Source organism: Paraburkholderia caffeinitolerans (assembly GCF_902859945.1).
Lineage (GTDB): Bacteria > Pseudomonadota > Gammaproteobacteria > Burkholderiales > Burkholderiaceae > Paraburkholderia > Paraburkholderia caffeinitolerans.
In genome coordinates this window covers 1-25,948 of sequence record NZ_CADIKL010000050.1, presented here as the reverse complement: position 1 = coordinate 25,948, position 25,948 = coordinate 1, and the positions used below count along the sequence as shown (strand labels likewise).

The following is a 25,948-nucleotide window of genomic DNA, read 5'->3' as shown; positions in this document are numbered from 1 at the left end:
GGGCGCCCACCCGCGGCACGCTCATTGCCGCTCGCCCATGCGCCGCTTTCCCGCTTCCAACGAACCCGCGCCGCCCGTCGCCGGGCCGCGCAACGACTGGCAGACCATCGTTTCGCTGCTGCCTTATCTCACTGCCTACAAATGGCGCGTGGCGTTCGCGCTCTCGTGCCTGATCGGCGCCAAGGTCGCCAACCTCGGCGTGCCGGTGGTGATGAAGCACATCGTCGACAACCTCGCGGCCGTGCAGCACCTCACCGCGCTCGGGCGCGCCGAGCACGCGCCCGGCATCGTGCTGATGAGCGGCTTGGGGCTCCTCGTGGTGGCGTACGCGGCGGTGCGGCTTTCGACGTCGCTGTTCACCGAGCTGCGCGAGATGCTGTTTTCGAAAGTGACGGAGAGCGCGGTGCGCCAGCTTGCGCTCAAGGTGTTCCGCCATCTGCATTCGCTTTCGCTGCGCTTTCATCTGGAGCGGCAGACCGGGGGCATGTCGCGCGACATCGAGCGCGGCACGCGCGGCATCACGCAACTCATCTCGTACTCGCTCTACAGCATCTTGCCGACGCTCGTTGAAGTGGGGCTCGTGCTGGGCTTTTTCACGGTGAAATACGAGGCCTACTACGCGATCGTCACGCTCGTGGCGCTGGCCGCGTACATCGTCTTCACGGTGAAGGTCACCGAGTGGCGCACACATTTCCGGCGCACGATGAACGAGCTCGATTCGCGCGCGAATTCGCGCGCGATCGACTCGCTCATCAACTACGAGACGGTGAAGTACTTCGGCAACGAAGCTTGGGAGACGCAGCGCTACGACGAGAACCTGCGTCGCTACCGCGCCGCGGCAATCACGTCGCAGCAATCCCTGTCCGCGCTGAATTTCGGGCAGCAGGCGATCATCGGCACGGGGCTCGTGTTCATTCTGTGGCGCGCGACCCAGGGCGTGATGGCGGGCAAGCTCACGCTGGGCGACCTCGTGCTCATCAACACCTTCATGCTGCAGCTCTACATTCCGCTGAATTTTCTCGGCGTGGTGTATCGCGAGCTCAAGCAGAGCCTCACCGACATGGATCGCATGTTCAACCTGCTGACCGTCGCGCGCGAGGTGCCCGACGCGCCGGGCGCGCCTGCGCTTGCAGTGCGCGGCGCAGAGGTGCGCTTCTCGCACGTGAATTTCGCTTATGAGCCCGCGCGCCAGATTCTGCACGACGTGAGCTTCACCATCGCGGCGGGCACGACGACGGCGGTGGTGGGCCATAGCGGCTCGGGAAAATCGACGCTCTCGCGCCTCTTGTTCCGCTTTTACGATCTCGAGAAAGAGACGGGCGGCGCCATCACGATCGATGGCCAGGACATCCGCGCGGTGACGCAGGATTCGCTGCGCGCGTCGATCGGCATCGTGCCGCAGGACACGGTGCTGTTCAACGATTCGATCTACTACAACATTGCCTACGGCCGGCCCTCGGCGAGCCGCGAAGAGGTGATCGCGGCGGCGCGCGCGGCGCACATTCACGCGTTCATCGAGAGCCTGCCGAAGGGGTATGACACGCCGGTGGGCGAGCGCGGGTTGAAGCTTTCGGGCGGCGAGAAGCAGCGCGTCGCGATCGCGCGCACGCTGCTCAAGAACCCGCCGATCCTGCTGTTCGACGAAGCGACCTCGGCGCTCGATTCGCGCTCGGAGCGCGCGATCCAGCACGAACTCGACTTGATCGCGCGCGAGCGCACGACGCTCGTGATCGCGCACCGGCTATCGACGATCATCCACGCGCAGCAGATCATCGTGATGGATCACGGACGCATCGTCGAGCGCGGCACTCACGCGGAGCTTTTACGCGCCGAAGGTCACTATGCGCAGATGTGGGCGCTGCAGCAGCAGCGCGCGAACGAAGCAGAACAGGCCGCAGCAGAGCCCGTTCCGGTTAATGCCGAGCGCGGGCATTGAATGCGCGCTTGACTGGGCACCGAGCGCATCACCCGCGCTGCGGCGCGCGCAACGCGGTGTCGAGCGCCGCGAGCTGCGCGGGCGTGCCCACGTTCTCCCAGAGCCCCTCGAAGAGTTCGCCGCTTGCGCGCCGCGCCGCGATGGCCTCGCGGTAGTACGGTGTGAGCGCGCGCTTTTCTCCGCGCGGCAGCGCGCGGAACATGCGCGTGTCGTAGAGCCCGATATTGCCGAAGGTGTAGCGCGGCGCGCCGTCGAGCGCGAGCAGGCCGTCTGCGCCTAGCGCGAAGTCGCCTACTGGGTGAAACGGCGGGTTGGGCACCATCACGAGATGCATGCCCGGTTCGGGCTGTGCCGCGAGCGCCTCGGCGCGTGCGTTCAGCATGCCGAAGTCGTAGTCGCTATGGACGTCGCCGCTCACGGCGAGAAATACGGCCGGCTCGCCGGTGGGCTCCAGCAACGTCAGCGCCTGCGCAATGCCGCCCGCTGTTTCCAGCGCATCGGTTTCGGCTGAGTAGAGCAGTTGCACGCCGAAGCGAGCGCCATTGCCGAGCGCGGCTTCGATGCGCGCACCGAGCCACGCGTGGTTGATAACGATGCGCGTATAGCCCGCGGCGGCGAGCCGCTCGATTTGCCAGACGATGAGCGGTTTGCCGCCGGCTTCGAGCAGCGGCTTGGGGCAGGTGTCGGTGAGCGGGCGCATGCGCTCGCCGCGCCCGGCGGCGAAGATCATCGCCGTGCGCTCGGCCGTGTCCCTTGCAGTGGCACGCGTCATGATTTCGACCTTGTCAGGAATGATAGTGGTGGGGCGGCGCGATCAGAACGTGTAGCCGACGTCGGCGCTCGTGCCCTGCAGCTCGTCGATGAGTCGCGCGAACGGCACCAATGGCCGATAGCGATGCGCGACCTTGCCCGCGTAGTCGAGAAAGCGCGGCAGATCGGCCATGTAATGCGGCTTGGCGTCCCGGTAGTTGATGCGGCAGAACAGGCCCAGCACCTTGATGTGGCGTTGCAGGCCCATCCATTCGAGCTGGCGGTAGAACTCGCCGAAGTCCGCATCCACGGGCAGCCCGACCTTCTTCGCGCGCTCCCAGTAGTAGGCGAAGCAGTCGAGCTCGAACTCCTCGTCCCAGCTCAGAAATGCGTCGCGCAACAGCGAGGCGATGTCGTACGTGATCGGGCCGTGCACCGCGTCCTGGAAGTCCAGCACGCCGGGGTTGGGCGTCGCGATCATGAGATTGCGCGGCATGAAATCGCGCAGCATGAAGACTTGCGGCTGGGCGAGCGCGCTGGCGCTCAGCAGCGCGAAGGTGCGATCGAGCATGCCACGCGTGGCCTCGTCGATCTTGCGGCCGAGGTGGCGCTCCAGATACCACTCGGGCATGAGTTCCATCTCGCGGCGCAGGAAAGCATCGTCGAACGCCGGCAGCACGCCCTCGCGCGAGGCAAGCTGGACGCGGATCAGCGCGTCGATGGCGTCGCGCATGAGCGTGCGCGCCTGGGGGCCGGGGCCGGCATCGGTGAGCGCCTTGAGGTAGGGCGCCGTGCCGAGGTCGGTCACGAGCATGAGCCCGGCGTCGAGATCGACTTCCAGCACGCGCGGCACGTGCACGCCGGCGGCCTCGAGCAACTGCGCGATCTGCACGAATTCGCGGCATTTCTCGGGCGGCGGCGCGTCGACGGCGATCAGCGTGGCGCCGTGCGCGCCGGCGCTCGCGAGCCGGAAGTAGCGCCGAAAGCTTGCGTCGGCGGAGGCCGGAGCGAGCGTGGCGAGGTCGAGTGCGTATTTTTCTGCGTGATCGGCGAGCCAGGCGGCGAGCAGGTCGCGGCGGGCGTCGGCCGGGGCGGGCGGGGCTGTGAGGGTCATGAAAACCAGAGGCAAAATCAGTGGATCAACGTCTTGCCATATAATACCCCACGACTTTTTTGACGCGACTCGCGCCAAAGCCTGCATGACGGTTCGCTCACCACATTTATCGTCAGTCCATCATCCGATGAATTGTAAATATTTGTGCGTGCAGTTGCCTTGGGTTGCCTTGATAGTTGCTTCGACCGTCGCCCCCAACCGGATTCTCGCCCGGGCCGGGGCCCTTCTGTCGATGCACTGGCGCCAGGTCCGTGATGGGCGGGCAGGCTGACGGGCCGATACGCCAAAACCATACATGCCGCCCAGACAGTTTTTCCAGACGATCTCTAAAAGTGACGACGGCGTGCCGGGCAAGCGGCGGCTCATCGCGGCGCTCGTGGCCATGCCGGGTCTCATGCCCGCGCTTGCGCACGCCCAGCTTGCGGGTGACGCTGCGCAGCCCCAGCGGCTGGACGACGCGTGGAGCCTGCGCCTTTCCCCGCAGCTCGAGGAGCAGCCGAGAGCGCCCGGTCAGCGTCCGGCCACGTTCGTGCTCGGCGAATCGACCACCGGCACGTCGGGCACCGACTTCGCTGTCAAGGGCGCGGCTGAGCTGCGCCAGGGCACCAACATCGTCAAGGGCGATGCGCTGCACTACGACCAGGACACCGACATGGCCGACGCGTACGGCAATGTCGTCGTCTCGCAGAGCGGCACTACCTTCGCCGGCCCCGAAGCGCACCTGAAGGTCGAGGCGAACGAAGGCTTCATGTCCGCACCGAAGTACCATTTCTCGGCGACGGGCGGCTCGGGCAGCGCCGAGCGCGCGGACCTGCTCGACAGCGAGCGCTCGGTGCTCACCAACGGCACCTACACGGCCTGCCAGTGCTCGTCGGATCCGGCCTGGTACATCAAGGGCACCGAGTTCGACTTCGACACGGGTTCGGACGAAGGCGTCGCGCACAACAGTGTGCTGTTCTTCCAGGATGTGCCGATCCTGGCGAGCCCGTGGTTCTCGTTTCCGCTCTCAGGCGAACGCCGCAGCGGTTTGCTGCCGCCGACGTTCTCGGTCAGTTCGACGAACGGCCTCGAGCTGTCGATGCCGTATTACTTCAACATCGCGCCGAACCGCGACTTCACGTTCACGCCCGAGATCATCTCGAAACGCGGCGTGTTCCTGGAGGGCAACTACCGGTATCTGTCGACGAACTACTCGGGCACGATCACCGGCACGTTCCTGCCCAACGACGCGATTACGAAGACCAACCGCTACGCGCTGTTCATCCAGCACAACCAGAACTTCGGCAACGGGTTCGGCGGCTACATTTACTACAACAAGGTCTCGGACAACACCTATCCGGAAGACCTGGCGTCGCCCGCCAATCAGTTCCTGAACGGCACGCAGACGCTGTATCAGCAGGAAGCGGGCCTTACGTACAGCAACGGGCCGTGGTCCGTGCTCGGCCGCTACCAGCACTGGCAGACACTGTCCCCGTCGACTGCGCCGTACGGCCGCGAGCCCGAGCTCAACGTGAAATACGCGAAGTACAACGTGGGCGGTTTCGACTACGGCATGGAAGCCGACTACTCGCGCTTCCGCATCACGACGGCCGATGCGACCGAAGGCGACCGCGTCGTCTTCAATCCGTACCTGTCGTACTCGCTGATGGGGCCGGGTTACTTCGTCACGCCGAAAGTGCAATGGCACTTCGCGGACTACAACCTGAGCAACATCGGCACGGGCTCGCCCGCGGGCACGCCCAAGAGCTTCACTGAATCGATCCCCACCGTCAGCTTCGACGCGGGGCTTGTGTTCGACCGCTCGGTGCAGCTGTTCGGCCAGGACTTTATCCAGACCCTGGAGCCGCGCCTGTACTACGTGTACACACCGTACCGCAACCAGGACTTCGCGCCCCTTTTCGACACCGCCGAGTCCGACTTCGGCCTCGCGGAGATCTTCACGCCCAACACCTTCGTCGGTAACGACCGTATCGCCGACGCGAACCGCCTCACGGCGGCGCTGACTACGCGCTTCATCGACGCGGCCACGGGCGACGAGCGCGCGCGCTTCGTGATCGCGCAGCAGTACTATTTCACCGACCAGCGTGTCACGCTGCTGCCGCCTGTCGCGGGCGAACCGGCCCCGACTTCGGGGTCGGCGCATTCCGACCTGATTGCGGGGATGTCGCTAAAGATCGGGGGCGGTTTCGCTTCGGAAACGGCGTTCCAATATAATGCCGACGCGGGCCAGCTGACCAAGGCGAGCGTCGGCTTCGGCTATAGTCCGGGGCCGAGCCGCGTGCTGAACGTCGCGTATCGCTACACGCGCGAGAACAACAGTACGCTCGACAATCAGCCGATCAACCAGATCCTGATTTCGGCCCAATGGCCGTTCTCGCATCGGGTGTACGCTGTGGGCCGCTTCAACTACGATTTGAACGGCCACAGAGTCGTCGACGGCCTGGTCGGCATGCAGTACGACGCGGATTGCTGGGCGCTCGGCGTTGGCGTGCAGCGCTACGCGAACGGGATCAACACCACGGGCGGCAGCAATTCGGCCACGCGCTTTCTCGCGCAGCTCACGCTCAAGGGGCTGTCGAACGTGGACAACGGTCTCATTTCGGCATTCAAGGCCAGCGTGCCGGGCTATACGCAGCCGCCGGGGCAGTTGCCGCTGCCGTCGCGCTTCACGGATTACCAATAACGCGTGAACCGGCGCATGCGGCCGCAAGGCCTGGCGTTCGGATACAGCGCGAGGTCGGTTGCATAGAGACGGGCGAAGCTGCCCGCCAACTTTGGAGTATCAGTGGGAATCATGAAAAAGCTTCGCCTGGCAGCGTTTGCTGCGAGCATCTTTGCCGTCGCAGGACTGTTGCCGGCCGCGCCGGCGTTCGCACAAGGGCTCGCGCCCGCCGGCGGCCGCACCGCCGACACGATCGCGGCGGTCGTCAACGACGGCGTGATCACGCAGCGCGAGCTCGACAACCGCGTTGGCCTCATCACGCGCCGCCTGAACCAGCAGAACGCGCCGGTCCCGCCCATGGACCAGCTGCAGGCGCAGGTGCTCAACCAGATGGTGCTCGAGCGCATCCAGCTGCAAAAGGCCAAGGAAGACGGCATCACGGTCGACGACGCCGCCGTGCAGCGCACGCTCGAGCGTCTAGCCCAAGCCAACGGCATGGACCTCGCCACCTATCGCACACGCATCGAGGCGGCCGGCGTGCCGTGGTCGACGTTCATGGGCGACGCGCGCACCGAACTCACGCTCTCGAAGCTGCGCGAGAAGGAAGTGGACAGCAAGATCTCGGTCACTGACGCCGAAGTCGCGAACTACATCGCGAGCCAGCGCGGGCCGAACGCGGGCCAGCAAAACGACCTGCACTTCGAGCACATCTTCATCAAGGCGCCGCTGAACGCGTCGCAGACCGACATCGAGGTCGCGCAGAAGAAGGCCGACGATCTCCTCAAGCAGGCACAGTCGGGCAGCAAGTTCTCGAGCCTCGCGAAGTCCAACTCGCAGGCGGCCGACGCCAGCAAGGGCGGCGACATGGGCTTCCTGCCGCCCGCGAAGCTGCCGCCCGAACTGGTGACGGCGGCGGCCACGCTGCGCCCGGGCGAAGTGAATCCCTCGGTGATCCGCACCAATGACGGCTTTGAAATCGTTCGTCTCGTCGAGCGCCGCCAGGGGCAGGGCACGAGCGCCTCGGCGCCGCAACTCGTGCAGACGCACGTGCGCCACATTCTGCTGCGCGTGGGCGACGGCATGTCCGAGCCGCTGGCGCGCCAGAAGCTGCTGGAAATCAAGAAGGAAGTGCAGGCTGGCGGCGACTTCGCGAAGTTCGCGCATACCTACTCGCAGGACGGCTCGGCCTCGCAGGGCGGCGACCTCGGCTGGATCAGCCCGGGCGAAACCGTGCCCGAATTCGAGCGCGCCATGAACACGCTCCAGGACGGCCAGATCAGCGATCCGGTGCGCACCGAATATGGCTACCACCTGATTCAGGTGCTGGGACGCCGCGAAGCGGAAGGCTCGGTCGCGCAGCAGATGGATCTCGCGCGCCAGGCCATCGGCCAGCGCAAGGCGGAACAGGCCTACGCCGACTGGCTGCGCCAGTTGCGTGACAGCGCCTACGTCGACTACAAGATCAGCGGCTTGACCCCGCCGCAGCAACACTGACCCGTCTACAAAGGAATCGCGCCGTGAATGCTCCCGCCTCATCGTCTTCTGCGCCGCGGGGGCCGCGGCCGGTTCGCATCGCCATCACCACCGGCGAACCGGCCGGCGTGGGCCCCGAGCTCACGGCCGGCGCGCTCGCGGGCGCCTCGGTGCATTGGCCCGGCGCGCAATTCGTCGTGCTCGGCGACCCGCTTCTCATGCAAACGCGCGCGGCGGCAGCCAGCGTCGATTGGGCCGCCGTGCTGGCGGGCCAGCATGTGAGCGTCGAACCCATCGCGCTCGCCGCGCCGGCGAAAGCCGGCAAGCTCGACGCCGCCAACGGCTCGTATGTGCTCGCGCTGCTCGACCGCGCCATCGACGGCGCCATGGCCGGGGAGTTCGACGCCATCGTGACCGCGCCGCTGCAAAAGAGCACGATCAACGACGCCGGCGTGCCGTTCACGGGCCATACCGAGTACCTGGCCGAACGCACGAAGACGCCGCGCGTCGTCATGATGCTCGCGGGTACCGGCGCTCGACCCTTGCGCGTCGCGCTTGCCACCACGCATCTGCCGCTCAAGGACGTGCCGGCGGCGCTGACCATCGACGGGCTGCTCGAAACGCTGCGTATCGTCGACCACGATTTGCGTCACCATTTCGGCGTGGCCACGCCGCGCATCCTCGTGACGGGACTGAATCCGCATGCGGGCGAAAACGGCTACCTCGGGCGTGAGGAAATCGACGTCATTTCGCCGGCGCTCGCGCAAGCCACAGCCGTTGGCATCGATGCGCGCGGGCCGTATCCCGCCGATACCCTGTTCCAGCCGCGCTACCTCAACGAGGCCGATTGCGTGCTGGCAATGTTCCACGATCAGGGCCTGCCGGTCCTGAAATACGCGACGTTCGGCGAAGGCATCAATGTGACGCTGGGCCTGCCGATCGTGCGCACGTCCGTCGATCATGGCACCGCGCTCGACCTCGCCGGCACTGGCCGCGCGGACGCGGGCAGCCTGATCGCCGCCATCGACACCGCCGTTTCGATGGCCCGCCACCGGCGCGCCATCTGATTGACCTGACTAAGATGTCCAATAGCAGCAGACAGCACCAGGGCCACTTCGCGCGCAAGCGCTTCGGCCAGAACTTCCTCGTCGACACGGGCGTGATCGACTCGATCGTCGACGTCATTCGCCCGCAGCGCGGCGAACGCATGGTCGAAATCGGGCCAGGCCTCGGCGCGCTCACCGAACCGCTGATCGAGCGCCTCGCCACACCCGAAGTGCCGCTGCACGCGGTCGAGCTCGACCGTGACCTGATCGCGCGTCTCACCAAAAAGTTCGGGCCGCTGCTCGAACTGCATGCGGGCGATGCGCTGGCGTTCGATTTCGGCTCGCTCGCGGCGCCGGGGGAGAAACCCACGCTGCGCATCGTCGGCAACCTGCCGTACAACATTTCGAGCCCGCTGCTGTTCCATCTCGCGACCTTCGCGGAGCGTGTGATCGATCAGCACTTCATGCTGCAGAACGAAGTCGTCGAGCGCATGGTGGCGGAGCCCGGCAGCAAGGCGTTCAGCCGCCTCACGGTGATGCTTCAGTATCGCTACGTGATGGACAAGATGCTCGACGTGCCGCCCGAGTCGTTCCAGCCGCCGCCGAAGGTGGATTCGGCGATCGTGCGCATGATCCCGTACGCGCCGCACGAATTGCCGAAAGTGGATGCGGCGATTCTCGGCGAGCTCGTGACGGCGGCCTTCTCGCAGCGGCGCAAGATGCTGCGCAACACGCTTGGCGACTACCGCGAGCGGGTGGATTTCGAAGCGCTCGGCTTCGACCTCGCGCGCCGCGCGGAAGACGTGCCGGTGGATGAGTACGTGCGCGTTGCCCAGGCCGTCGAGGCCGCGCAGGCGTCATCGGGCAACGCACCGGCGGCGTAAGAGGACGAGTAAGCGGGCGCCGTCCCTTTCTTTGAAGGCGTCAACCCGCTTCGGCGCGTTGCGCCTCGTATGCCTTGAGCAGGCTGTAGACGATCCGCAGCACCGAAAGCTCGCTCGATGCGCGTGGCGCCGCGCTACCGCGACGGATCAGGTCGCCGAGAATGTGATCGGCCTCGATGCGCGAGCCGTTCTGTACGTCGCGCATCATCGAAGCCGTGAGCGTCGAGCCGGCAGCGAACAGCATGGCGCGCGAGCGCTCGAGGAAGCTCTCACGCACGGCGTGCCCATGTTCGGCGGCCACCGCGCGGCACTCGGTGAAAAGGCGCTCGATGGTGGCCGCACCGTCCGGCGTCGCGACGATGACACCCACCGGCGCGCGAAACAGGCATGTACTGCCCGCGAGCGTTGCGAGGAACACCCACTTTTCCCACATTTCCTGCAGGATGTTCTCGCTGGCCTTCACATTGAAGCCGGCATTGCCGAAGGTGCTGGCAATGGCTTCCACGCGTGGCGAGACGCCAGTGCCGAGCTCGCCGAACGAGATGGCCTGTGCGTCGTTCAGATGCACGATCTCGCGCTTGTCGTTGAGCGTGGAGGCGATCAGGCAGACGCCGCCGAGTACGGCCTGCGTGCCGAAGCGCGCCTGCAACAACTCCAGATGCCCCATTCCGTTGAGTAATGGAAGGATGGCGGTGTGGGGCCCGACGGCCGCTGCGAACGAGTCGATGGCGTTGTCGAGATCGTAGGCCTTGCAGCTCAGCAGCACGACATCGAACGGCTGAGTGCCCGGCGACTCGAGCGCCTCGCGTGTCACGGTCTTTGGATCGCGCAGCGTGAGATCGCCGGCATGCGGGCTGCGGATCACAAGGCCGTCCTTGCGCAACTGCGCAGCGCGCGCCTCGCGCACCAGAAACGTCACATCGCGCCCCGCGGCGGCGAGCCGCCCACCGAAATAACCGCCTGTCGCGCCTGCACCCACCACCAGAATCCGCATGTCGGCTCCTTTGCTTCGCTTGTTGTCGGCAATGCTGGCCGGGTTGCGTCGCCCCCGGCCGCTTTGAGATGGCGTCCATGCTAGAGCAAATCGGTACGGCTTGCCTGGCGCGGCCGGCGTCGGCAGGGCCGGCGCGATTTTGGTACAGTCGCGTTTTCGACGATGGCAATACGGAGTACACGATGCGCCTTCTGCACACGATGATCCGGGTTGGCGACCTGGACCGCTCGATCAATTTCTATACCGAATTGCTCGGCATGAAACTGCTGCGCCGCGAAGACTTTCCCGAAGGCAAGTTCACGCTCGCGTTCGTCGGCTACACCGATGAACGCGATGGCACGGTGATCGAGCTCACCCATAACTGGGATACGCCCTCGTATGATTTGGGCACGGGTTTTGGCCACCTGGCGGTGGAGGTGGCCGATGCCTACGCCGCCTGCGAGAAGATCAAGGCACAGGGTGGCACGGTAGTGCGCGAGGCCGGGCCGATGAAGCACGGGACGACGGTGATCGCATTCGTGACCGATCCGGACGGATACAAGATCGAGTTTATCCAGAAGAAGTAAAACTTTTTCGCACGGCGACGTCAGGTTATTCTGACGTCGCTATCATATTTGTTGGAATAAGTTGTAAATCGGTAGGGCGCTTGACAATAAAAAGAGAAGTAAAGCGCAATTTAAACAAATTTGAAAATACCCTCATCGATTGAATGAAAATTCGGATGTTATTCGGTGAATACATTCGATTGATCGATAGGCATCGCTAAAACATCGACGCATTTTTAGCTTTCCATCTTGCCGGATACAATTCGATACATTTATTTTCCCATCCTAATTTAAAGATGGCGAACATCTGTGCCTAAAGCCGCTGGATAGGATGTGAGACGTATTTCAAGACACCTTCACGGTGTCCAGGCGTTACTTCGCGAGACCAATTCGGAGCATTCCTATATACGAGAATAGCTCGGCAGACGAGACTCTGTCCCTCGGATATTAACTAACTACAAAACAATTCTGGGGAAGTATCTCGCGTGTGAAGTCGGCGAAGACGCCGTCTTCGGAAGCTTGTGGAAATCGAATTCCTTGCAACGCGCGAGTACCCAGAATTCTCTGAGAGCGATTCACAAAATGCAGGCTTTCCTTCAACCAGGCAGTCCTATGTTCTATGCATATTCGGGTTCACCGTGTGGCTGGAACCTTATCGAATGATCCGTCTGCTTCTGGCCACCAATCGGCAGCACCCGGCCTCCCAAGCAGCCGCGCAGGCGCTATCGCGCGGGAACACGAACATTCGAAGGAAATGCGATGAACTTGCCTATTCAAACCGAGGCTGGAGCACCGTCCACCCACAGCAGCCTTGGGGCTCGCCTGCTTGACATGCTGGTCATCGCAGTGGGGGCGCAGATCACGGTGTCCGGCGAAGGTATGCCAGGGCACGCCGGATATGACAGCGCTCTCGTTGCGTTCACGCTGCTAGCCGCATTGCTGGTGTTTCCCCTCTTCGGGCTGTACCGCACTGCGCGCACGCACCTGTTCTGGCGTTGCGTTTGCGTGCCCGGCATCGTATGGCTCTTCACGCTCGCAGGCACCACATTGGTCGCCACCGTGATGCATCGGCCGTACCATCCCGCACTCGCGTGGTTTTCCGAGTGGGCGCTGGTCTCCGGTCTTGGGCTCATCGCGTGCCGGTTGCTGGATTCCGCATTCAGCTTGCACCGGGCGGATCAGGCCGCAAGCTACCGAAGCGTCGCGATCGTCGGCAGCGGCATGCACTGTCGTCATTTGTTGCACAAGGTCGACACGACGCCCGATTCGGATTATCACGTGGCCACCATATTCGACTCCGGCCCGGATCTCGGCGAGCCGCCCGGCAGCGTGCCGGCGTTTCGGGACCGGGAAGGCTTCGCGTCTTATGTGCGCCGCTACGGCATCGACGAGCTTTGGCTCGCGCTGCCGCTTTCCGAAGAGCGAACTATTCTCGAGTTCACCGAGCTCTTCCGCAACGACCTGATCAACATTCGCTTTATTCCAGACGTCAGCAATCTGGCGCTCTTCGAAGGCGAGATGGTGAATCTCGGCGGCACGCCGGCAATCAATCTCGTTGGCTCTCCGATCTCGGCGGAGGCGCTCGTGCAAAAAGAAGTCTTCGACCGTCTGTTCGCCTGCTTCGTGTTGCTCGTGATCTCGCCGCTGCTGCTCGCCATTGCAATTGCAGTGAAGTCAAGTTCACGCGGCCCGGTGCTTTTCACACAACGGCGCAAGGGCGCCAACGGCAAGGTTTTCAACATCTACAAATTCCGCAGCATGCGCCTGCACGCCCAGACCCTCGGCGTAGTCGAGCAGGCGAAGCGCGGCGACCCGCGCATCACGCGCGTGGGCGCATTCCTGCGTCGCACGAGTCTCGACGAACTGCCGCAGTTCCTCAACGTGCTGCGCGGCGAGATGTCCGTCGTCGGTCCACGGCCTCACGCCATCGAGCACGACACGCTTTATCAGGACATCGTGGACAACTATATCCATCGCTATCGCATCAAGCCCGGTATTACGGGCTGGGCGCAAGTGAACGGATTTCGCGGCGAAACCGATCGCATCGAAAAGATGCGGGGCCGCGTCGAGCACGATCTGTATTACCTCAGCAACTGGTCCTTCTGGCTCGACATGAAGATCGTCTTCGCGACGATCTACAAGGGACTGGTTCATCGCAATGCTTATTGATTGGCTGGAACGCTGAAGTGTTGAAACGATTGAAAAAGCTGTCGGCTCCCGCGCACCGAGGCATGTGTCGCGCTAGAACCATTCCGGTCTCCCGGGTGAGCGTCGCTGTTGCGATGTGTTCAGTGTTGGCCGCGTGCGGGGTGGCACCGGGCATGCGCATGGAGACTACCTACTTGCAGCCGGTGAATGCTATGCCGACCGACGCTTCGTCCACTGCTGCCGAGGGTGGTTCGAAGGCGAAACAGGTTGCTGACGCAACCCGTGCGACCCCCGAGATCGCCATCACCGAAATGGACGTGGCACTAGTGCGGCGCATTCATGAAGAGCGCCGCGCCAGGCAGCAGGCTCAGGTCAAGTTGCTTTCCGCTGTGCCGCAGCCTTATAGCATCGGCCCGGGCGACGTGCTGCAGATCGTGGTGTGGGACCACCCTGAACTCGCGGCTGCCACCGGCTCAGCCCAGGTGCAGGCATCAACGCGGGCCGGCGACCCGTCTTCGGGTTTCGTGGTGGATCAGGCTGGCGAACTGACGTTTCCCTATGCGGGAACGATGCGCGTTGCCGGACTGCGCACCGAGGAAGTGCAGCGCCGCTTGAGCGCTGCGCTCGGGCGCTACTTCGTCAAGCCGCAGGTGACGGTGCGCATGGCGTCCTATCGTGCCCATGAGGTGTACGTCGACGGCGAAGTGCGCAGTCCGGGCGTGGTGGCGGTGAACGACGTCCCGATGTCGTTGTACGAAGCCGTGTCGCGCGCCGGCGGCTTCGCCGATACGGCTGATCAGAGCGATCTCGTGCTCGTGCGCGGCGGCACTTCGCACCGTATCAATATGACGCAAATGCTGGCCGGCGGCGTGAGTCCTTCGAAGCTCTATCTCCAGCCAGGCGATCTGCTGCGTGTGATCGCACGCGACGAAAACGACGTCTACGTCATGGGCGAAGTCAACAAGCCGATCTCGGCCATCCCGCGCCGCACGGGGCGCATCACGCTGGCAGATGCTATTGCACAGGCAGGCAGCGTCAATTCGTCGACAGCCGATGCAGCACAAATGTTTGTGATTCGTGGGTCGCTCAGCGGCACGCCCGAGGTCTTCCACCTCGACGGACGCTCGCCGGTGGCCATGCTGGTCGCCAAGGAATTCGATCTGCAGCCCAAGGACGTCGTGTACGTCGACGGCAACGGTCTTGTTCGCTTCAACCGCGTGTTGACGCTGTTGATTCCGGCCATTAACGCGGGCTTGACTGCTGGGTTGGTGGCCAAATGATCGATCGCGTTCTGGTGGTTTGCGAAGGCAACATCTGCCGCAGTCCGTTGGCCTGCGCCATGCTCGCGCAGGCGCTGCCCGATATCGGCTTTAGTTCCGCTGGCACGCATGCGCTGGTTGGGGAGGGCGCGGATCCGCTGGTGCTCGAAATGGCGCGTAAGCGCGGCGTGCAGCTCGAAACGCACGTTGCCACTGCGCTCACCGACGAACAGGTACGCGCGGCCGATCTCATTCTGACGATGACCCGGACTCAGCGTGAGCAGATCGAGCAAGCGTGGCCGTATGCGCGAGGCAAGGTTTATCGGCTCAACGAGAACGACGGCGTCGATGTCGTCGACCCGTATCAGCGCCATCGCGTGGCATTCGAACTCGCATTCGCGCAGATCGAGCACGGCGTCGCGCATTGGAGTGACGTACTGGCAGGAATGGCGCACTGAATCATGACCCTTCTTAAGCAAAACCATCCGGCTGAACAGGCCGATGACGACGAAATCGATCTTTCCGAAATTTTTAATGTCCTTCGCGAAGGTTGGCAGCAGATCGTCATCGTGGCGGTATGCGTGCTGCTCCTCGGTACGACATACGCCTTTCTCGGCGCGCCGGTTTATCGCGCGGATGCCGTCATCCAGGTCGATGACGATTCGGGAACCGGGTCGATCAACGACAAGCTCGGCGACCTTGCATCGCTGTTCCAGAACAAGGCGACTGCGGACGCGGAGATCGAATTGATCCGCTCGCGCATGGTCGTGGGCGAGACAGTGACCCGGCTGCATCTGGATGTGAGTGCGAAACCGCATTATTTTCCATTGATTGGTGGGGCGATTGCCCGCGGATCGCAGGATGGGGGCGATGCCAGTCTGGCGAAGCCCGTTCTCGGTATGGCGAGCTATGCGTGGGGCGGCGAACGCATCAGTGTTTCGCAGTTCGAAGTACCAGTGGCGCTGTATGAAAAGAAGTTCAAACTGCACCCGCTCGACGCTGAACGTTACGAGCTCATGGACCCGGACGGAAGCGTGGTGCTGCGCGCGCGCGTGGGCGAAGCGGCAAGCGGCGTAGTCGCCGAGGGGCCGGTACGGCTGACGGTGGCCTCGCTGGTGGCGAGACCTGGGACGCGCTTCGATCTCAAGCGCTATTCGACCCAACAGACAGTCGAGGACCTGCAAAAGAACCTGGACATTGCCGAGAAAACGAAGCAGTCGGGCATTATCGGCGTCAAGCTCGATGGCGAGGACGCCCAGCGCATCACCGCAACGATCAACATGATCGCGAGCCTGTACGTGCAGCGCAACGTCGACCGCAAATCGGCGCAGGCGGAGCAGATGCTCAACTTCCTCGGCGAGCAGTTGCCTCAACTGCGTGCCGATCTTGATCAGTCGGAAGCACGTTACAACGCATTTCGCGCGAAGAGCGGCGCCATCGATCTCGATGCTCAAGGCAAGCTTTTGCTGCAAGCCGTGGTGGAGACGAAGTCCCGTTTGACAGAAATGCAGCAACAACGCGCCGAGTTGGTCCAGCGCTACACGCCCTCGCATCCCGCAGTTGCGGCTGTCGATGCGCGCATCGCAGAACTGGACCAACTCCAGGATCAATACGAACATCAGGTGAGCGGACTGCCGCAGACGCAGCAAGAGGCACTGCGCCTCATGCGCGATGTGAAGGTGAACACCGACCTCTACATGAAGCTGCTCGACAGCACGCAGCAATTGCGCGTGTTGAAGGCGGGGCAACTCGGTAACGTGCGTACGGTGGACTTCGCCGTCGTGCCGGAAAAGCCGGTGCGCCCCAAGAAACTCCTCGTGATTCCACTTGCGGCCGTGCTGGGCCTAATACTTGGCTGCGTTGTGGCGCTCGGGCGCCGGATGTTTAATCGCGGTCTGGAAAGCCCCGCAGAGATCGAGAGCGCCGTGGAGGTGCCCGTCTACGCGATCATCTCGCATAGCGACAAGCAACTTGCGCTTGAGCAGTCGGTGCGCCGCAATCCGTCCAAGCCCGGTGTGCTGGCGGCAGCCTTCCCGGACGACGTCGCGGTTGAAGGGCTTCGCAGCCTGCGTACGGCGCTGCAGTTTGGCGTGCTCAAACCCGAGAACAACATCGTCATGATCACGGGGCCGCGGCCCGGCGTGGGCAAGTCGTTCGTGTCCGTGAATCTGGCGACGGTGCTTGCTTCGACAGGCAAGCGCATCCTGCTGATTGACGCCGATATGCGGCGCGGCGATGTGCATTCCTATTTCTCGATCAACGGCAAACCGGGTCTTTCAGATGTGCTGACAGGGTGCGAGTCCGCCGAGGTCATTCATCGCCAGGTGCTACCTAACCTCGACGTCATGATGGCGGGCGCAATACCTGATCGGCCTTCGGAACTCCTGCTGCGCGAGCGCTTTGCGATGGTACTCAAGTCGCTTGCCGCGGCTTACGACATGGTGATCGTGGATTCGCCACCTGTGCTTGCAGTGACCGATCCCGTGCTGATCGGCAAGGAGGCGGGCGCGACGCTCATGGTGGTGCGCCACGGCCGGCATTCCGCTGCGGAATTGAGAGAGGCGACACGCCACTTGGCCAGCGCGGGCGTTGCGGTGGATGGCGTGTTGCTGACCGACGTGCCGCAGCGTGGTGCTGCTTACGGCGCGTATTCGGATTATCGGAAGAAGGGCGACTAACGCAAGGATTCCAGCCTCCTTGGCGGCTGTTTGTACGAGATCACGACGATGAAACAAAAAGTACTCCTAACGTTTGGAACGCGGCCTGAAGCGATCAAAATGGCTCCGCTCGTGCAACGTTTGCAGTGCGATCCGGATTTCGATTGCAAGGTGTGCGTGACTGGACAGCATCGCGAAATGCTCGACCAGGTCCTTGCACTTTTCGACATCGAACCGGATTTCGACCTGAATGTCATGAAGCCCGGTCAGGACCTCTATGGTGTGACAACGTCGATTTTGTCCGGCATGAGCGGTGTGCTGGAACAAGCCAGCCCTGACGTGGTGCTCGTGCACGGCGATACGACCACGACGATGGCAGCGACGCTTGCCGCGTTCTACCGACGCATTCCAGTCGGCCACGTGGAGGCCGGCCTGCGTACGGGCAATTTGCTTTCGCCATGGCCTGAAGAGGCGAATCGCAAATTGACAGGTGCGCTCGCGACGCTCCATTTCGCACCTACGGAACGGGCACGCCAGAACCTTCTGGCCGAGGGCGTAAATGATGCTTCGATCATCGTGACTGGAAACACAGTGATTGATGCACTTCTGCATGTGCGTGGGCGCCTGGCCAGCGACGCAGATTTGCGCGCTAAAGCCCAGAGCGGCTTGCCCGCGCTGCAGGATGCGAACAGGCGTCTGATGTTGGTCACGGGGCACCGCCGCGAGAGCTTCGGCGACGGCTTCGAGCGCATCTGTACCGCACTTTCGCAATTGGCTCACGCGTATCCGGATGTCGACATTGTTTACCCCGTGCACCTGAATCCGAGCGTGCGCGAGCCGGTTAATCGCCTGCTCACGGGTATCGCCAACGTCCATTTGATCGAACCGCTCGACTATTTGCCGTTCGTGAGCTTGATGGACCGCTCGTATCTGATCCTGACCGACTCGGGCGGCATTCAAGAAGAGGCGCCTTCGTTGCACAAGCCGGTGCTCGTGATGCGCGATACGACCGAACGTCAGGAGGCGATCGATGCCGGCGTCGTAGAGCTTGTCGGCACCGGAGTGCGGGCGATTGTCGAGGGTGTTTCGCGATTGCTCGACGACAGCGCGGCGTATGCGGCGATGAGCCGAGGCGGTAACCCGTATGGAGATGGTCGGGCATGCGGACGTATAGCGGAAGCATTGAAGACCAGTTGGAATGCCGCGCCTCGCGCGGCGTGAAGGCAACGACTAATCAAGGCACCAACATCATGAACTTTGAAACGATCTCGGTTGTAGGGCTCGGCTACATTGGTTTGCCAACGGCGGCGGCATTTGCCGCGCGGCGCAAGAAGGTGATTGGCGTCGATGTGAATCAACATGCTGTCGACACTATCAATCGGGGCGCCATTCACATCGTTGAGCCTGAACTCGACATGCTCGTGCATGCCGCGGTGACGCAGGGTTATTTGCGGGCGACCACGATTCCAGAGCCCGCCGACGCATTCCTTATCGCAGTTCCCACGCCGTTCTCGGATGGCCACAAGCCTGATCTTTCCTATATCGAGGCGGCGAGCCGCGCGGTGGCACCCGTACTGAAGAAGGGCGACCTGATCGTGCTCGAGTCGACCTCACCCGTTGGCGCAACGGCAAAGATCGCCGAGTGGATGGCGGAAATGCGGCCGGACCTGACGTTTCCTCAGCAGATGGGTGAGGCGTCGGATGTACGCGTGGCGCATTGCCCCGAGCGCGTGCTGCCGGGCCACGTGATTCGCGAGCTGGTGGAGAACGACCGGGTGATTGGCGGCTTGACGAGCCGTTGCAGCGAAGCGGCACGTGAGCTCTATCAAGTGTTTGTGCGAGGCGAGTGCATCGTCACGGATGCGCGTACGGCGGAGATGTGCAAGCTCACGGAGAACTCGTTCCGCGACGTGAATATTGCCTTCGCGAATGAGCTTTCGCTGATTTGCGATCGCCTGGACATCAACGTGTGGGAACTCATCAAGCTGGCGAATCGCCATCCGCGCGTGAATATCCTGCAGCCGGGGCCGGGCGTGGGTGGTCATTGCATCGCTGTGGACCCGTGGTTCATCGTGGATTCGGCTCCCGAGCAGGCTCGCTTGATTCGTGCGGCCCGTAATGTGAACGACGACAAGCCGCATTGGGTGATCGAGCGAGTGGAGAACGCAGCCAAGCGCTTCCGTGAGCCAGTCATTGCGTGTCTTGGTCTGGCGTTCAAGGCGAATATCGATGATCTGCGTGAGAGTCCGGCTGTTGAGATTGCGAAGGAGCTTGGTCAGCGCTTCCCGGGACAGGTGGTGGCTGTCGAGCCGAATATTCGTGAACTGCCGACGGGATTGCACGGTGTTCTGCATCTTTGCGACTTGCGTACGGCGTTGGCCGAGGCCGACGTGATCGTGATTCTTGTTGACCACTCGCAGTTCAAGCAGGTCGATCCAATTCGCTTGCAGGCGAAGGTGGTGATTGATACGCGTGGGATTTTGGCGCGTGCCTGAGTCGACAACTGAAGCGCGTTACCGAAGGCGTTTCCGTCGTGTGGTACCGGATAGGAATGTCTTTCGGGCAAAAGTGAGTTGACTATGGGCTACGGACGATTGATCGGAAAGGCAGAGGCAATCATCGCGACTGGCATGCCGGGACTTTATCGCGTGTTGGCGTTCATGAGTATTCAGAATATTTATTCTTTGAGCGATCTCGGGCGCGCAGCTTCAGCGTTTTCCGTCGCGCAGATACTGGCATTCTTTACGGCAATCGGTTGGGCCACGTTGATCTTGGCTCGCGTGCCGGCTGCTAAGGATCGGAACGAACGGGTTCAACGGTTCTACGAGTTGCTGCGCATGGCGGTCGTGTCGCTGCTGTTTTGTGGGTTGGGGGTCGCTGTATGGTCGCACTTTCTCAAGCCGGAGATCTCCGGCTTGGAAATCGTGACAATTATGCTGGGATGGACGTTTTATCAAGTGACGCGGCACTACTTTCTTTCAATGAGAGAGTACCGTCGCGTGATTGCCTACGACGCCTTTCTTCTCGTTGCGACTGCTGGCTGCATAGTCGCCTTCCATAGCTTGGGGATGAGTGCGGGATTGCCTTTGGGAGTCGCGTTAGCAGCCACTGGCGTGCTGATGCTGCTGAACGTAGGACTACCCGCGCGATTCTCTTGGTTGGGGAAATTCGAATTGAAGGGGATTGAGTTCGGCTTCACGAATTTCCTTTCCGGTGGGGTCGCGCTTAGTCTCGTGCCGATTGCAAACTATACCGACGGTTCCCGATTCGCAGGGGTGATATCGCTTTTTGCGTCCATCAGTGCCATCAGTGGGTTGATTCCTCGCGCAATATCAATGTACCGTCTTCCTGACCTAAGCAGGCAAGTGAGCGCAGGAAAGTCTTTGGCGCAGATCACTGCGCAAACCAACCGCGAAATCATGAAAGCTTCCGGTGGGGCACTGCTGGTGAATGCATTTATCGTACTCGGGTTCGCGCTCTTTAAGGGGGCACACGAGGGGCTTGAGTACGAGATGATTTGCAGCCTTGCGATTTGCGCACAAAGCTGTCTCAGCATGCTCAGTACAGCGCACAGCAATGTGTTGATGGTGTGTGAAGAGAGTCGCAAGTCGATGTCTATCAATTTCATCTCCTGTGGGCTGTTTGTCGCGGCGCTGGGTATTTTCTACACGGTCTTTGGCGGACTTAACTTCGCGTTTGTGCTGGTTGTATGCATTCTCGTGACAGGCCTACGCAACATCATGCTCAAGCGGCGCAGCGCGCCGCTTTTGACGCCAGCTGTCAGAGCTGGTTGATCAGTCATGCGGGTTGTGTTGGTAACGAAAGAGAAAATACGGGCTTTGCGATGAAATTACGTAATGTAGTCCTGTCCACTGAGCCGCGGGGAGGGAAGGGTGGCGTTGCCACGGTTATTCCGATGTACATCGAGGCATTGGACCTGTTAGGCAGGACCGAATTTATTTCAACTCACAACGGCCGGGACATGTGGGGAAAGTTCGCTCCTTGGCTGTGCTCCTTCTTTCGATGCGCCGGGATGATTTTCAGAGAGAGTCAGTCACAACTTGTCTTTCATCTGCATCCGGGTTCAGGATTTTGCATTATCAGAATGCTTGCTCTTGCCATGTTTTTGCGCGGGCTTGCAAGGCAACATGTAATCGTCTACTTGCATACACCTTACCTTGAGAGTTATCTGAAGCGCAAAACCTGGCGCTGGATTTTCAGGACACTGATTGGACTATCTAGCCAGGTCATTGTGCTGACATCGTACGCGCGTGCCTTGTTGGAGAAGTACGATTTAGCTTCAAAAGCGAATGTCGTACCGAATCCTTACCGGGTCCATGCGCCTTACCCCGAGCGTATAGGGGGCATCAATGGGGAGATCACTGTTTTGACGATGGGGCGTCTTGTTGAAGGTAAAGGTATTGCCGAAACAGTTCGTGCGATGTCATGCCTTCCCGAGAATTTTCGTCTCGTGGTGGCTGGTGACGGCGAGTTGGTCGAAGGAATCAAAGCTGACATTGAGAAATACGGACTGAGCTCACGGGTTGCGTTGGTAGGATGGGTTTTCGGTCAAGACAAAATTAACCTTTTGTCGGGAGCAAATGTCTTCTGCCTTCCGAGCAAAGTTGACTCATTCGGAATGAGTTTTGTGGAAGCTCAATGTTATGACTTGCCGATCGTTGCGTTCCGTCATCTACCAGTAATGGAAGTCATTCGTCCTGGCGGAGCAATTTATGTTGATGAACTTGGTGAAAAAAAACTTGCCTTGGCCATTGAGGAGGCGAGTCGCTTGAATTCGAAGATCGTCTGGGGAAGCGGGGCGATTTGGATCGATGACTCATTTGGTATTCGAAATATATCCGTCCGTTTGAAGCGAGTCATTGATGCGGTTGTGATGGAGGCCCGCTAGTCAACTGCAGGACATGTTCCTTATATGAATGAGGTCTGAATTGGATAAAGCTTGGTTAGCTGCCATTTTTCTACTGGTAACTCCTTGCACCGTGCTTGCTGATGCTAGCGGGACACCGGGGTTCGACGTTTTGTTTTCGTCCGCGTGGGGACACGGTGTCGACAGCAAAATTCAGTACCAGATGCCAAACAGGGATTCCATCCAGGTTGTCGACCTTGCCAATTCTGCGATGCCACACGCTCTCAAGGTGACAATTTCACGTGACGAGAATTATGAGAACGTGGCCAATGGGGTGCCTCGTGCAGAAATATCGTTTGGGGAGTACATAAAATTTCATCGGAATGAAGAGTATTTCGTCAGGTGGCAGACATACATTCCGGGAAATTATAAATTTGATAAAAAGCAACCCGAGGTCATTATGCAGATTCATCAGGGGGCTCAAATTCACTGGGGATATCCAACATTTGCGCTTTTTTTCTCGACGGACACGGGGTATGGTGTGCGCAGTAGAACGGGGCAATCTACAGACTCTGTCGGGAAAATATTCGGGAGCCCGGAGGCTGATAGGGGGCGAGTCGTGGATTGGACTTTACGTTACATTCCCGACGATACCGGAGAGAACGCGGTTACAGAGTTGCTCAAAGATGGAGGGGTTGTTTTTCAGACTCGTGGTGTTCCAAACGCATACCCGGGCGACGACGCAGCGTATCTGAAATTTGGCTTATATAAAGCCGGGTGGAAAACAAAGCCAACTGATGTTGACATAAGAACAATGTATTTCGGACGTGTTTCTATTCTTCGAAGAAATTCATCTAATTTGAATAGATGATGTGCTTCGTGGAATAAATTTGAGCAGCGGGTTCGGAAAATTGGTCAATTCGTCGCGACAAATCCGGAAATTATATAAATTGGCCTTTATGCTATGAACAAAATAAATGTATTTGGCTGCCCTATGGATTCTTCTACTATGGAGGAAACTGTCGACTGGATCGCTGACAGGGTGGAGCGCCGTGTATTTACGCAGCATGTTGTGGTTAACGCTGCAAAGCTTGTTCATATGCAGTCGAATCCCGATCTCGCATCTTCTGTCAGGAATTGTGACATTATCAATATCGACGGAATGGGTGTAGTTTGGGGGGCGCGTTTGCTCGGAAATCATGTCCCTGAACGGGTTTCGGGGGTTGATCTTTTTTATAAACTTGTTGAGATGGCGAGAGAGAGGAGAATACCAATCTATTTACTTGGAGCCACCGATGCAGTCGTGGAGAAGACTGTCAGTAGTTTGAGTGGGCAGTATCCTGGACTTAAAGTAGCCGGGTTTAATAATGGCTATTTCTGGGATGACGAAGAAAATCAGGTTGATGAAATTAGGCGCTCTGGCGCGCGTTTACTCTTTGTGGCCATTACGTCACCAAAGAAGGAGGTATTCATTGAGCGATGGAAGGGGCGGCTTGGTGTCGATTTTGTCATGGGTGTCGGCGGTACATTTGACGTTGTTGCAGGTAAGGTGCGGCGCGCTCCCAAATGGATGCAGAGAAGTGGCTTGGAATGGTTTTATAGGGTTATTCAAGAACCACGACGTATGTGGAAACGGTATTTGGTAACCAATGCGAAGTTCGTTTATATGCTTGGAAAGGCATATCTTCAGTCACGCCAGTAATAGCGGCGTGAACAGGTTATATTCGGATGAATTGATGAGGCAATTTTATTCGATGTGACTGGTTCTAGTGCGATGTGGTGCTGATTTTTGAGCGTAATAGTGAGAAGGTGGGGGATAGGATGCCTCGCGCGAAAATTTCATTAATTAAACGTCTGGCTAACGAAGGCGAGTTGAGACGATCTGCTGAAACTGGTTTGAAGCGTGTCAACCCATTTATACTGTTTCTCGGAATCTACACCGCTTACAATATTATTGGATTGATAGATACGCCGTGGACGATTAGAGGCACGTATGACAAGGTTTTGTGTTGGAAATTGTTTGTAACAGGGTTAATTGGTTTCTTGTTGGCGTTTGTGTTTTTCAGAGGTGTGGAGAAAAAAACTGTAACGCCAATGTTGCGGCAGAGAAGATCCAGGCAATTAACAATATTTTTTCTTTTGATTTTTATTGTCTGCCTGCTATTGACTATTTTGACGAGTGGTGGAATTCCTCTTTTTATGGGGGAAGAGCGGTTTGGTAATTCGGCGATAGCTTTCAATCTAATTCAGTTTTATGGTTTTTGGGTTTTGGTTAGATTGATATCTGATTTTGAAAATAACAAGAAAATTAGCGTAATTCAAATAGCTGTTTATATAGCTGGTGTGCTCTGCTTTGGTTATAGAACTCCTGTTCTTGTCTTTTTTTTGGTGATATACGTCTACCAAATTGTTTTCAGGATGCCGCGAAAGAAGGCTTTTTTATTTGGATTTGTTGCAATTTTTGCGATAACCGGCTTTGCAGCGATATTTGCCGCATATCGCGTTTCCCAGAGCTACGATCTGGTCACGTTTTTCGGAAATATTGATTTTCGGTACGTGAATGATCACAAGTATTTATGGCCCTTCGTCCCAGCATTGGCAATGCTGGATTTCAGCCAGAACACCGTCAGTTCGATAGGCAGTGCGTTGCATCAATACATGTATGGTGGTCTATTTATCAGTAACTACGAGACTTTCTTGCCAGGAAAGCACTGGGGAGCTAGAAACATCATTGGGGAGCTTACGTCTGCTCGCTGGGTGGCAGGAAGGCCTATGAGTATTACGCCAACCCTGCAAGGAGCACTTTATGTTGATTTTGGATACATCGGTGTTTTTACTGGGTTTTTTATAATTTCTGCTGGCATTGGTTTTTTTTGGAAGAAGGCAAAAAGGTGGGGGGCATTAGGTAAATTTGGATTTTGCTATCTTCTCACAATGTCAATTATGTCAGTGCACAATGGATATTGGGATGCGGGATTTGTTTTCTTCTTAATATTCATTGGAGTGATTAGGTGTTTTGATTTGATTAAGGGGCGATCTGTTCGTTTCGTGAAATAGATTGATACTTATTATTGGTTGGTGGATGTCATATGATGCCTTGAAAATTTGGGTGGCTAAATTTATGGTGGGAAGATGATTTATATTTACAGAGTTTCGCGGCTTTTTTACATAATTCACATTCCATTCTTGCCGTGGATTTTTAAGGTGATCAATCGGATTCTTTTCTCTGTATCCATTCCTCCTTCGGTTAAGGTCGGGAAAAATGTGATTTTTGGTTATCAAGGTCTGGGAATCGTAGTTCATCGTCACGCGGTAATTGGCGACAATGTCGTCATTTCGCCGAACGTGGTCATCGGTGGGAGGAGCGGAAAAGCTGGGGCTCCTTTCATTGAGGACAATGTACTGATTGGGGCCGGTGCGTCTGTACTCGGACCAATTCGTATCGGGCGCGGCGCAAAAATAGGAGCAAATGCTGTAGTGCTGGCGGACGTACCAGCGAATTGAACCTGTCCGCATTTTTGTGGGCGAGGCGGTTAAAGGAATCGTTACCCGCGCGCCTGCGTGAATCGGTCGCCAAACAGGATAGCAAACTGGTTCATCGCCGACTTCCAGT

The 25,948-nt window shown here is 59.5% G+C and carries 21 protein-coding genes; 18 read left to right on the top strand and 3 right to left on the bottom strand.

The window, feature by feature from the left end:
* The first annotated feature begins 37 nt into the window (after positions 1-37).
* A complete protein-coding gene (locus tag HV773_RS32025) occupies positions 38-1,936 on the top strand; it encodes an ABCB family ABC transporter ATP-binding protein/permease (RefSeq protein WP_129562816.1) in 1,899 nt (632 codons plus the stop codon).
* Positions 1,937-1,964: 28 nt separating this feature from the next.
* Here the strand turns inward: HV773_RS32025 and murU are convergent, their stop codons facing one another.
* Both murU and HV773_RS32015 read right to left on the bottom strand, forming a co-directional pair.
* Positions 1,965-2,666: an N-acetylmuramate alpha-1-phosphate uridylyltransferase MurU gene (gene murU / locus HV773_RS32020; RefSeq protein ID WP_129563399.1), complete on the bottom strand. Its 702-nt coding sequence runs from the start codon at positions 2,664-2,666 to the stop codon at positions 1,965-1,967.
* Positions 2,667-2,750: 84 nt separating this feature from the next.
* Positions 2,751-3,800, bottom strand: coding sequence for an aminoglycoside phosphotransferase family protein (locus tag HV773_RS32015; protein ID WP_129562815.1), 1,050 nt, complete (start codon positions 3,798-3,800; stop codon positions 2,751-2,753).
* Positions 3,801-4,095: 295 nt separating this feature from the next.
* Here HV773_RS32015 and HV773_RS32010 point away from each other — a divergent pair, with 295 nt between their 5' ends.
* The 4 genes from HV773_RS32010 to rsmA all read left to right on the top strand — a co-directional run bounded on the left by HV773_RS32010 (position 4,096) and on the right by rsmA (position 9,865).
* On the top strand, positions 4,096-6,483 hold the full coding sequence (locus tag HV773_RS32010) for an LPS-assembly protein LptD (RefSeq protein ID WP_129562814.1): 2,388 nt from the start codon (positions 4,096-4,098) through the stop codon (positions 6,481-6,483).
* Positions 6,484-6,585: 102 nt separating this feature from the next.
* The gene (locus HV773_RS32005) at positions 6,586-7,956 is read left to right on the top strand and encodes a peptidylprolyl isomerase (protein WP_174220064.1); all 1,371 of its coding nucleotides are present in this window, start codon (positions 6,586-6,588) and stop codon (positions 7,954-7,956) included.
* A 23-nt stretch (positions 7,957-7,979) separates the two neighbouring features.
* The gene (gene pdxA, locus HV773_RS32000; protein ID WP_129562812.1) at positions 7,980-9,002 is read left to right on the top strand and encodes a 4-hydroxythreonine-4-phosphate dehydrogenase PdxA; all 1,023 of its coding nucleotides are present in this window, start codon (positions 7,980-7,982) and stop codon (positions 9,000-9,002) included.
* A 14-nt stretch (positions 9,003-9,016) separates the two neighbouring features.
* The gene (gene rsmA, locus HV773_RS31995; protein ID WP_129562811.1) at positions 9,017-9,865 is read left to right on the top strand and encodes a 16S rRNA (adenine(1518)-N(6)/adenine(1519)-N(6))-dimethyltransferase RsmA; all 849 of its coding nucleotides are present in this window, start codon (positions 9,017-9,019) and stop codon (positions 9,863-9,865) included.
* 40 nt (positions 9,866-9,905) lie between these two features.
* Here the strand turns inward: rsmA and panE are convergent, their stop codons facing one another.
* Positions 9,906-10,859, bottom strand: a complete 954-nt coding sequence (gene panE / locus HV773_RS31990; RefSeq protein ID WP_129562810.1) for a 2-dehydropantoate 2-reductase — start codon at positions 10,857-10,859, stop codon at positions 9,906-9,908.
* 182 nt (positions 10,860-11,041) lie between these two features.
* Between panE and gloA the strand changes: the two genes are divergently transcribed.
* From gloA to HV773_RS31925, 13 genes are all read left to right on the top strand, one after another.
* Positions 11,042-11,425, top strand: a complete 384-nt coding sequence (gene gloA, locus HV773_RS31985; protein ID WP_129563398.1) for a lactoylglutathione lyase — start codon at positions 11,042-11,044, stop codon at positions 11,423-11,425.
* A 738-nt stretch (positions 11,426-12,163) separates the two neighbouring features.
* On the top strand, positions 12,164-13,573 hold the full coding sequence (locus HV773_RS31980; RefSeq protein ID WP_129562809.1) for an undecaprenyl-phosphate glucose phosphotransferase: 1,410 nt from the start codon (positions 12,164-12,166) through the stop codon (positions 13,571-13,573).
* Positions 13,574-13,635: 62 nt separating this feature from the next.
* Positions 13,636-14,832 (top strand): polysaccharide biosynthesis/export family protein, encoded by a 1,197-nt coding sequence (locus tag HV773_RS31975; protein ID WP_465263020.1) that lies wholly within the window; start codon positions 13,636-13,638, stop codon positions 14,830-14,832.
* Complete coding sequence (locus tag HV773_RS31970) at positions 14,829-15,269, top strand: low molecular weight protein-tyrosine-phosphatase (RefSeq protein WP_129562807.1); 441 nt, start codon at positions 14,829-14,831, stop codon at positions 15,267-15,269. The genes HV773_RS31975 and HV773_RS31970 overlap by 4 nt, the downstream gene beginning before the upstream one ends.
* 3 nt (positions 15,270-15,272) lie before the next feature.
* Positions 15,273-17,489: a polysaccharide biosynthesis tyrosine autokinase gene (locus HV773_RS31965; RefSeq protein ID WP_129562806.1), complete on the top strand. Its 2,217-nt coding sequence runs from the start codon at positions 15,273-15,275 to the stop codon at positions 17,487-17,489.
* A 48-nt stretch (positions 17,490-17,537) separates the two neighbouring features.
* On the top strand, positions 17,538-18,689 hold the full coding sequence (wecB, locus tag HV773_RS31960; protein ID WP_129562805.1) for a non-hydrolyzing UDP-N-acetylglucosamine 2-epimerase: 1,152 nt from the start codon (positions 17,538-17,540) through the stop codon (positions 18,687-18,689).
* 29 nt (positions 18,690-18,718) lie between these two features.
* Positions 18,719-19,963 carry a UDP-N-acetyl-D-mannosamine dehydrogenase gene (gene wecC / locus HV773_RS31955; RefSeq protein WP_129563397.1) on the top strand — a complete coding sequence of 415 codons (1,245 nt, stop codon included), beginning with the start codon at positions 18,719-18,721 and terminating at the stop codon, positions 19,961-19,963.
* Between the two features lie 84 nt (positions 19,964-20,047).
* On the top strand, positions 20,048-21,262 hold the full coding sequence (locus tag HV773_RS31950) for a hypothetical protein (protein ID WP_129562804.1): 1,215 nt from the start codon (positions 20,048-20,050) through the stop codon (positions 21,260-21,262).
* Positions 21,259-22,377, top strand: a complete 1,119-nt coding sequence (locus tag HV773_RS31945) for a glycosyltransferase family 4 protein (RefSeq protein WP_175197922.1) — start codon at positions 21,259-21,261, stop codon at positions 22,375-22,377. Before HV773_RS31950 ends, HV773_RS31945 begins: the two co-directional genes overlap by 4 nt.
* Before the next feature lie 40 nt (positions 22,378-22,417).
* Positions 22,418-23,206: a heparin lyase I family protein gene (locus HV773_RS31940; protein WP_160113462.1), complete on the top strand. Its 789-nt coding sequence runs from the start codon at positions 22,418-22,420 to the stop codon at positions 23,204-23,206.
* Positions 23,207-23,329: 123 nt separating this feature from the next.
* A complete protein-coding gene (locus tag HV773_RS31935) occupies positions 23,330-24,037 on the top strand; it encodes a WecB/TagA/CpsF family glycosyltransferase (protein ID WP_281365319.1) in 708 nt (235 codons plus the stop codon).
* A gap of 74 nt (positions 24,038-24,111) precedes the next feature.
* Entirely contained in the window at positions 24,112-25,392 is a 1,281-nt protein-coding gene (locus tag HV773_RS31930) for an oligosaccharide repeat unit polymerase (protein ID WP_129562800.1), read from the top strand.
* Positions 25,393-25,467: 75 nt separating this feature from the next.
* On the top strand, positions 25,468-25,839 hold the full coding sequence (locus HV773_RS31925) for a serine O-acetyltransferase (protein WP_175197921.1): 372 nt from the start codon (positions 25,468-25,470) through the stop codon (positions 25,837-25,839).
* Positions 25,840-25,948 lie beyond the last annotated feature (109 nt).

What these genes read in the sequence shown, in the direction of transcription:
- rsmA (WP_129562811.1), top strand. Translation starts at nt 9,017, where the DNA reads ATGTCCAATAGCAGCAGACAGCACCAGGGCCACTTCGCGCGCAAGCGC.
- HV773_RS31965 (WP_129562806.1), top strand. Translation starts at nt 15,273, where the DNA reads ATGACCCTTCTTAAGCAAAACCATCCGGCTGAACAGGCCGATGACGAC.
- HV773_RS31970 (WP_129562807.1), top strand. Translation starts at nt 14,829, where the DNA reads ATGATCGATCGCGTTCTGGTGGTTTGCGAAGGCAACATCTGCCGCAGT.
- gloA (WP_129563398.1), top strand. Translation starts at nt 11,042, where the DNA reads ATGCGCCTTCTGCACACGATGATCCGGGTTGGCGACCTGGACCGCTCG.
- HV773_RS32015 (WP_129562815.1), bottom strand. Translation starts at nt 3,800, where the DNA reads ATGACCCTCACAGCCCCGCCCGCCCCGGCCGACGCCCGCCGCGACCTG.
- panE (WP_129562810.1), bottom strand. Translation starts at nt 10,859, where the DNA reads ATGCGGATTCTGGTGGTGGGTGCAGGCGCGACAGGCGGTTATTTCGGT.
- HV773_RS31980 (WP_129562809.1), top strand. Translation starts at nt 12,164, where the DNA reads ATGAACTTGCCTATTCAAACCGAGGCTGGAGCACCGTCCACCCACAGC.
- HV773_RS31925 (WP_175197921.1), top strand. Translation starts at nt 25,468, where the DNA reads ATGATTTATATTTACAGAGTTTCGCGGCTTTTTTACATAATTCACATT.
- HV773_RS31975 (WP_465263020.1), top strand. Translation starts at nt 13,636, where the DNA reads ATGTGTCGCGCTAGAACCATTCCGGTCTCCCGGGTGAGCGTCGCTGTT.
- HV773_RS31950 (WP_129562804.1), top strand. Translation starts at nt 20,048, where the DNA reads ATGGGCTACGGACGATTGATCGGAAAGGCAGAGGCAATCATCGCGACT.
- HV773_RS32010 (WP_129562814.1), top strand. Translation starts at nt 4,096, where the DNA reads ATGCCGCCCAGACAGTTTTTCCAGACGATCTCTAAAAGTGACGACGGC.
- wecC (WP_129563397.1), top strand. Translation starts at nt 18,719, where the DNA reads ATGAACTTTGAAACGATCTCGGTTGTAGGGCTCGGCTACATTGGTTTG.
- murU (WP_129563399.1), bottom strand. Translation starts at nt 2,666, where the DNA reads ATGATCTTCGCCGCCGGGCGCGGCGAGCGCATGCGCCCGCTCACCGAC.
- wecB (WP_129562805.1), top strand. Translation starts at nt 17,538, where the DNA reads ATGAAACAAAAAGTACTCCTAACGTTTGGAACGCGGCCTGAAGCGATC.
- HV773_RS32025 (WP_129562816.1), top strand. Translation starts at nt 38, where the DNA reads ATGCGCCGCTTTCCCGCTTCCAACGAACCCGCGCCGCCCGTCGCCGGG.
- HV773_RS31935 (WP_281365319.1), top strand. Translation starts at nt 23,330, where the DNA reads ATGGATTCTTCTACTATGGAGGAAACTGTCGACTGGATCGCTGACAGG.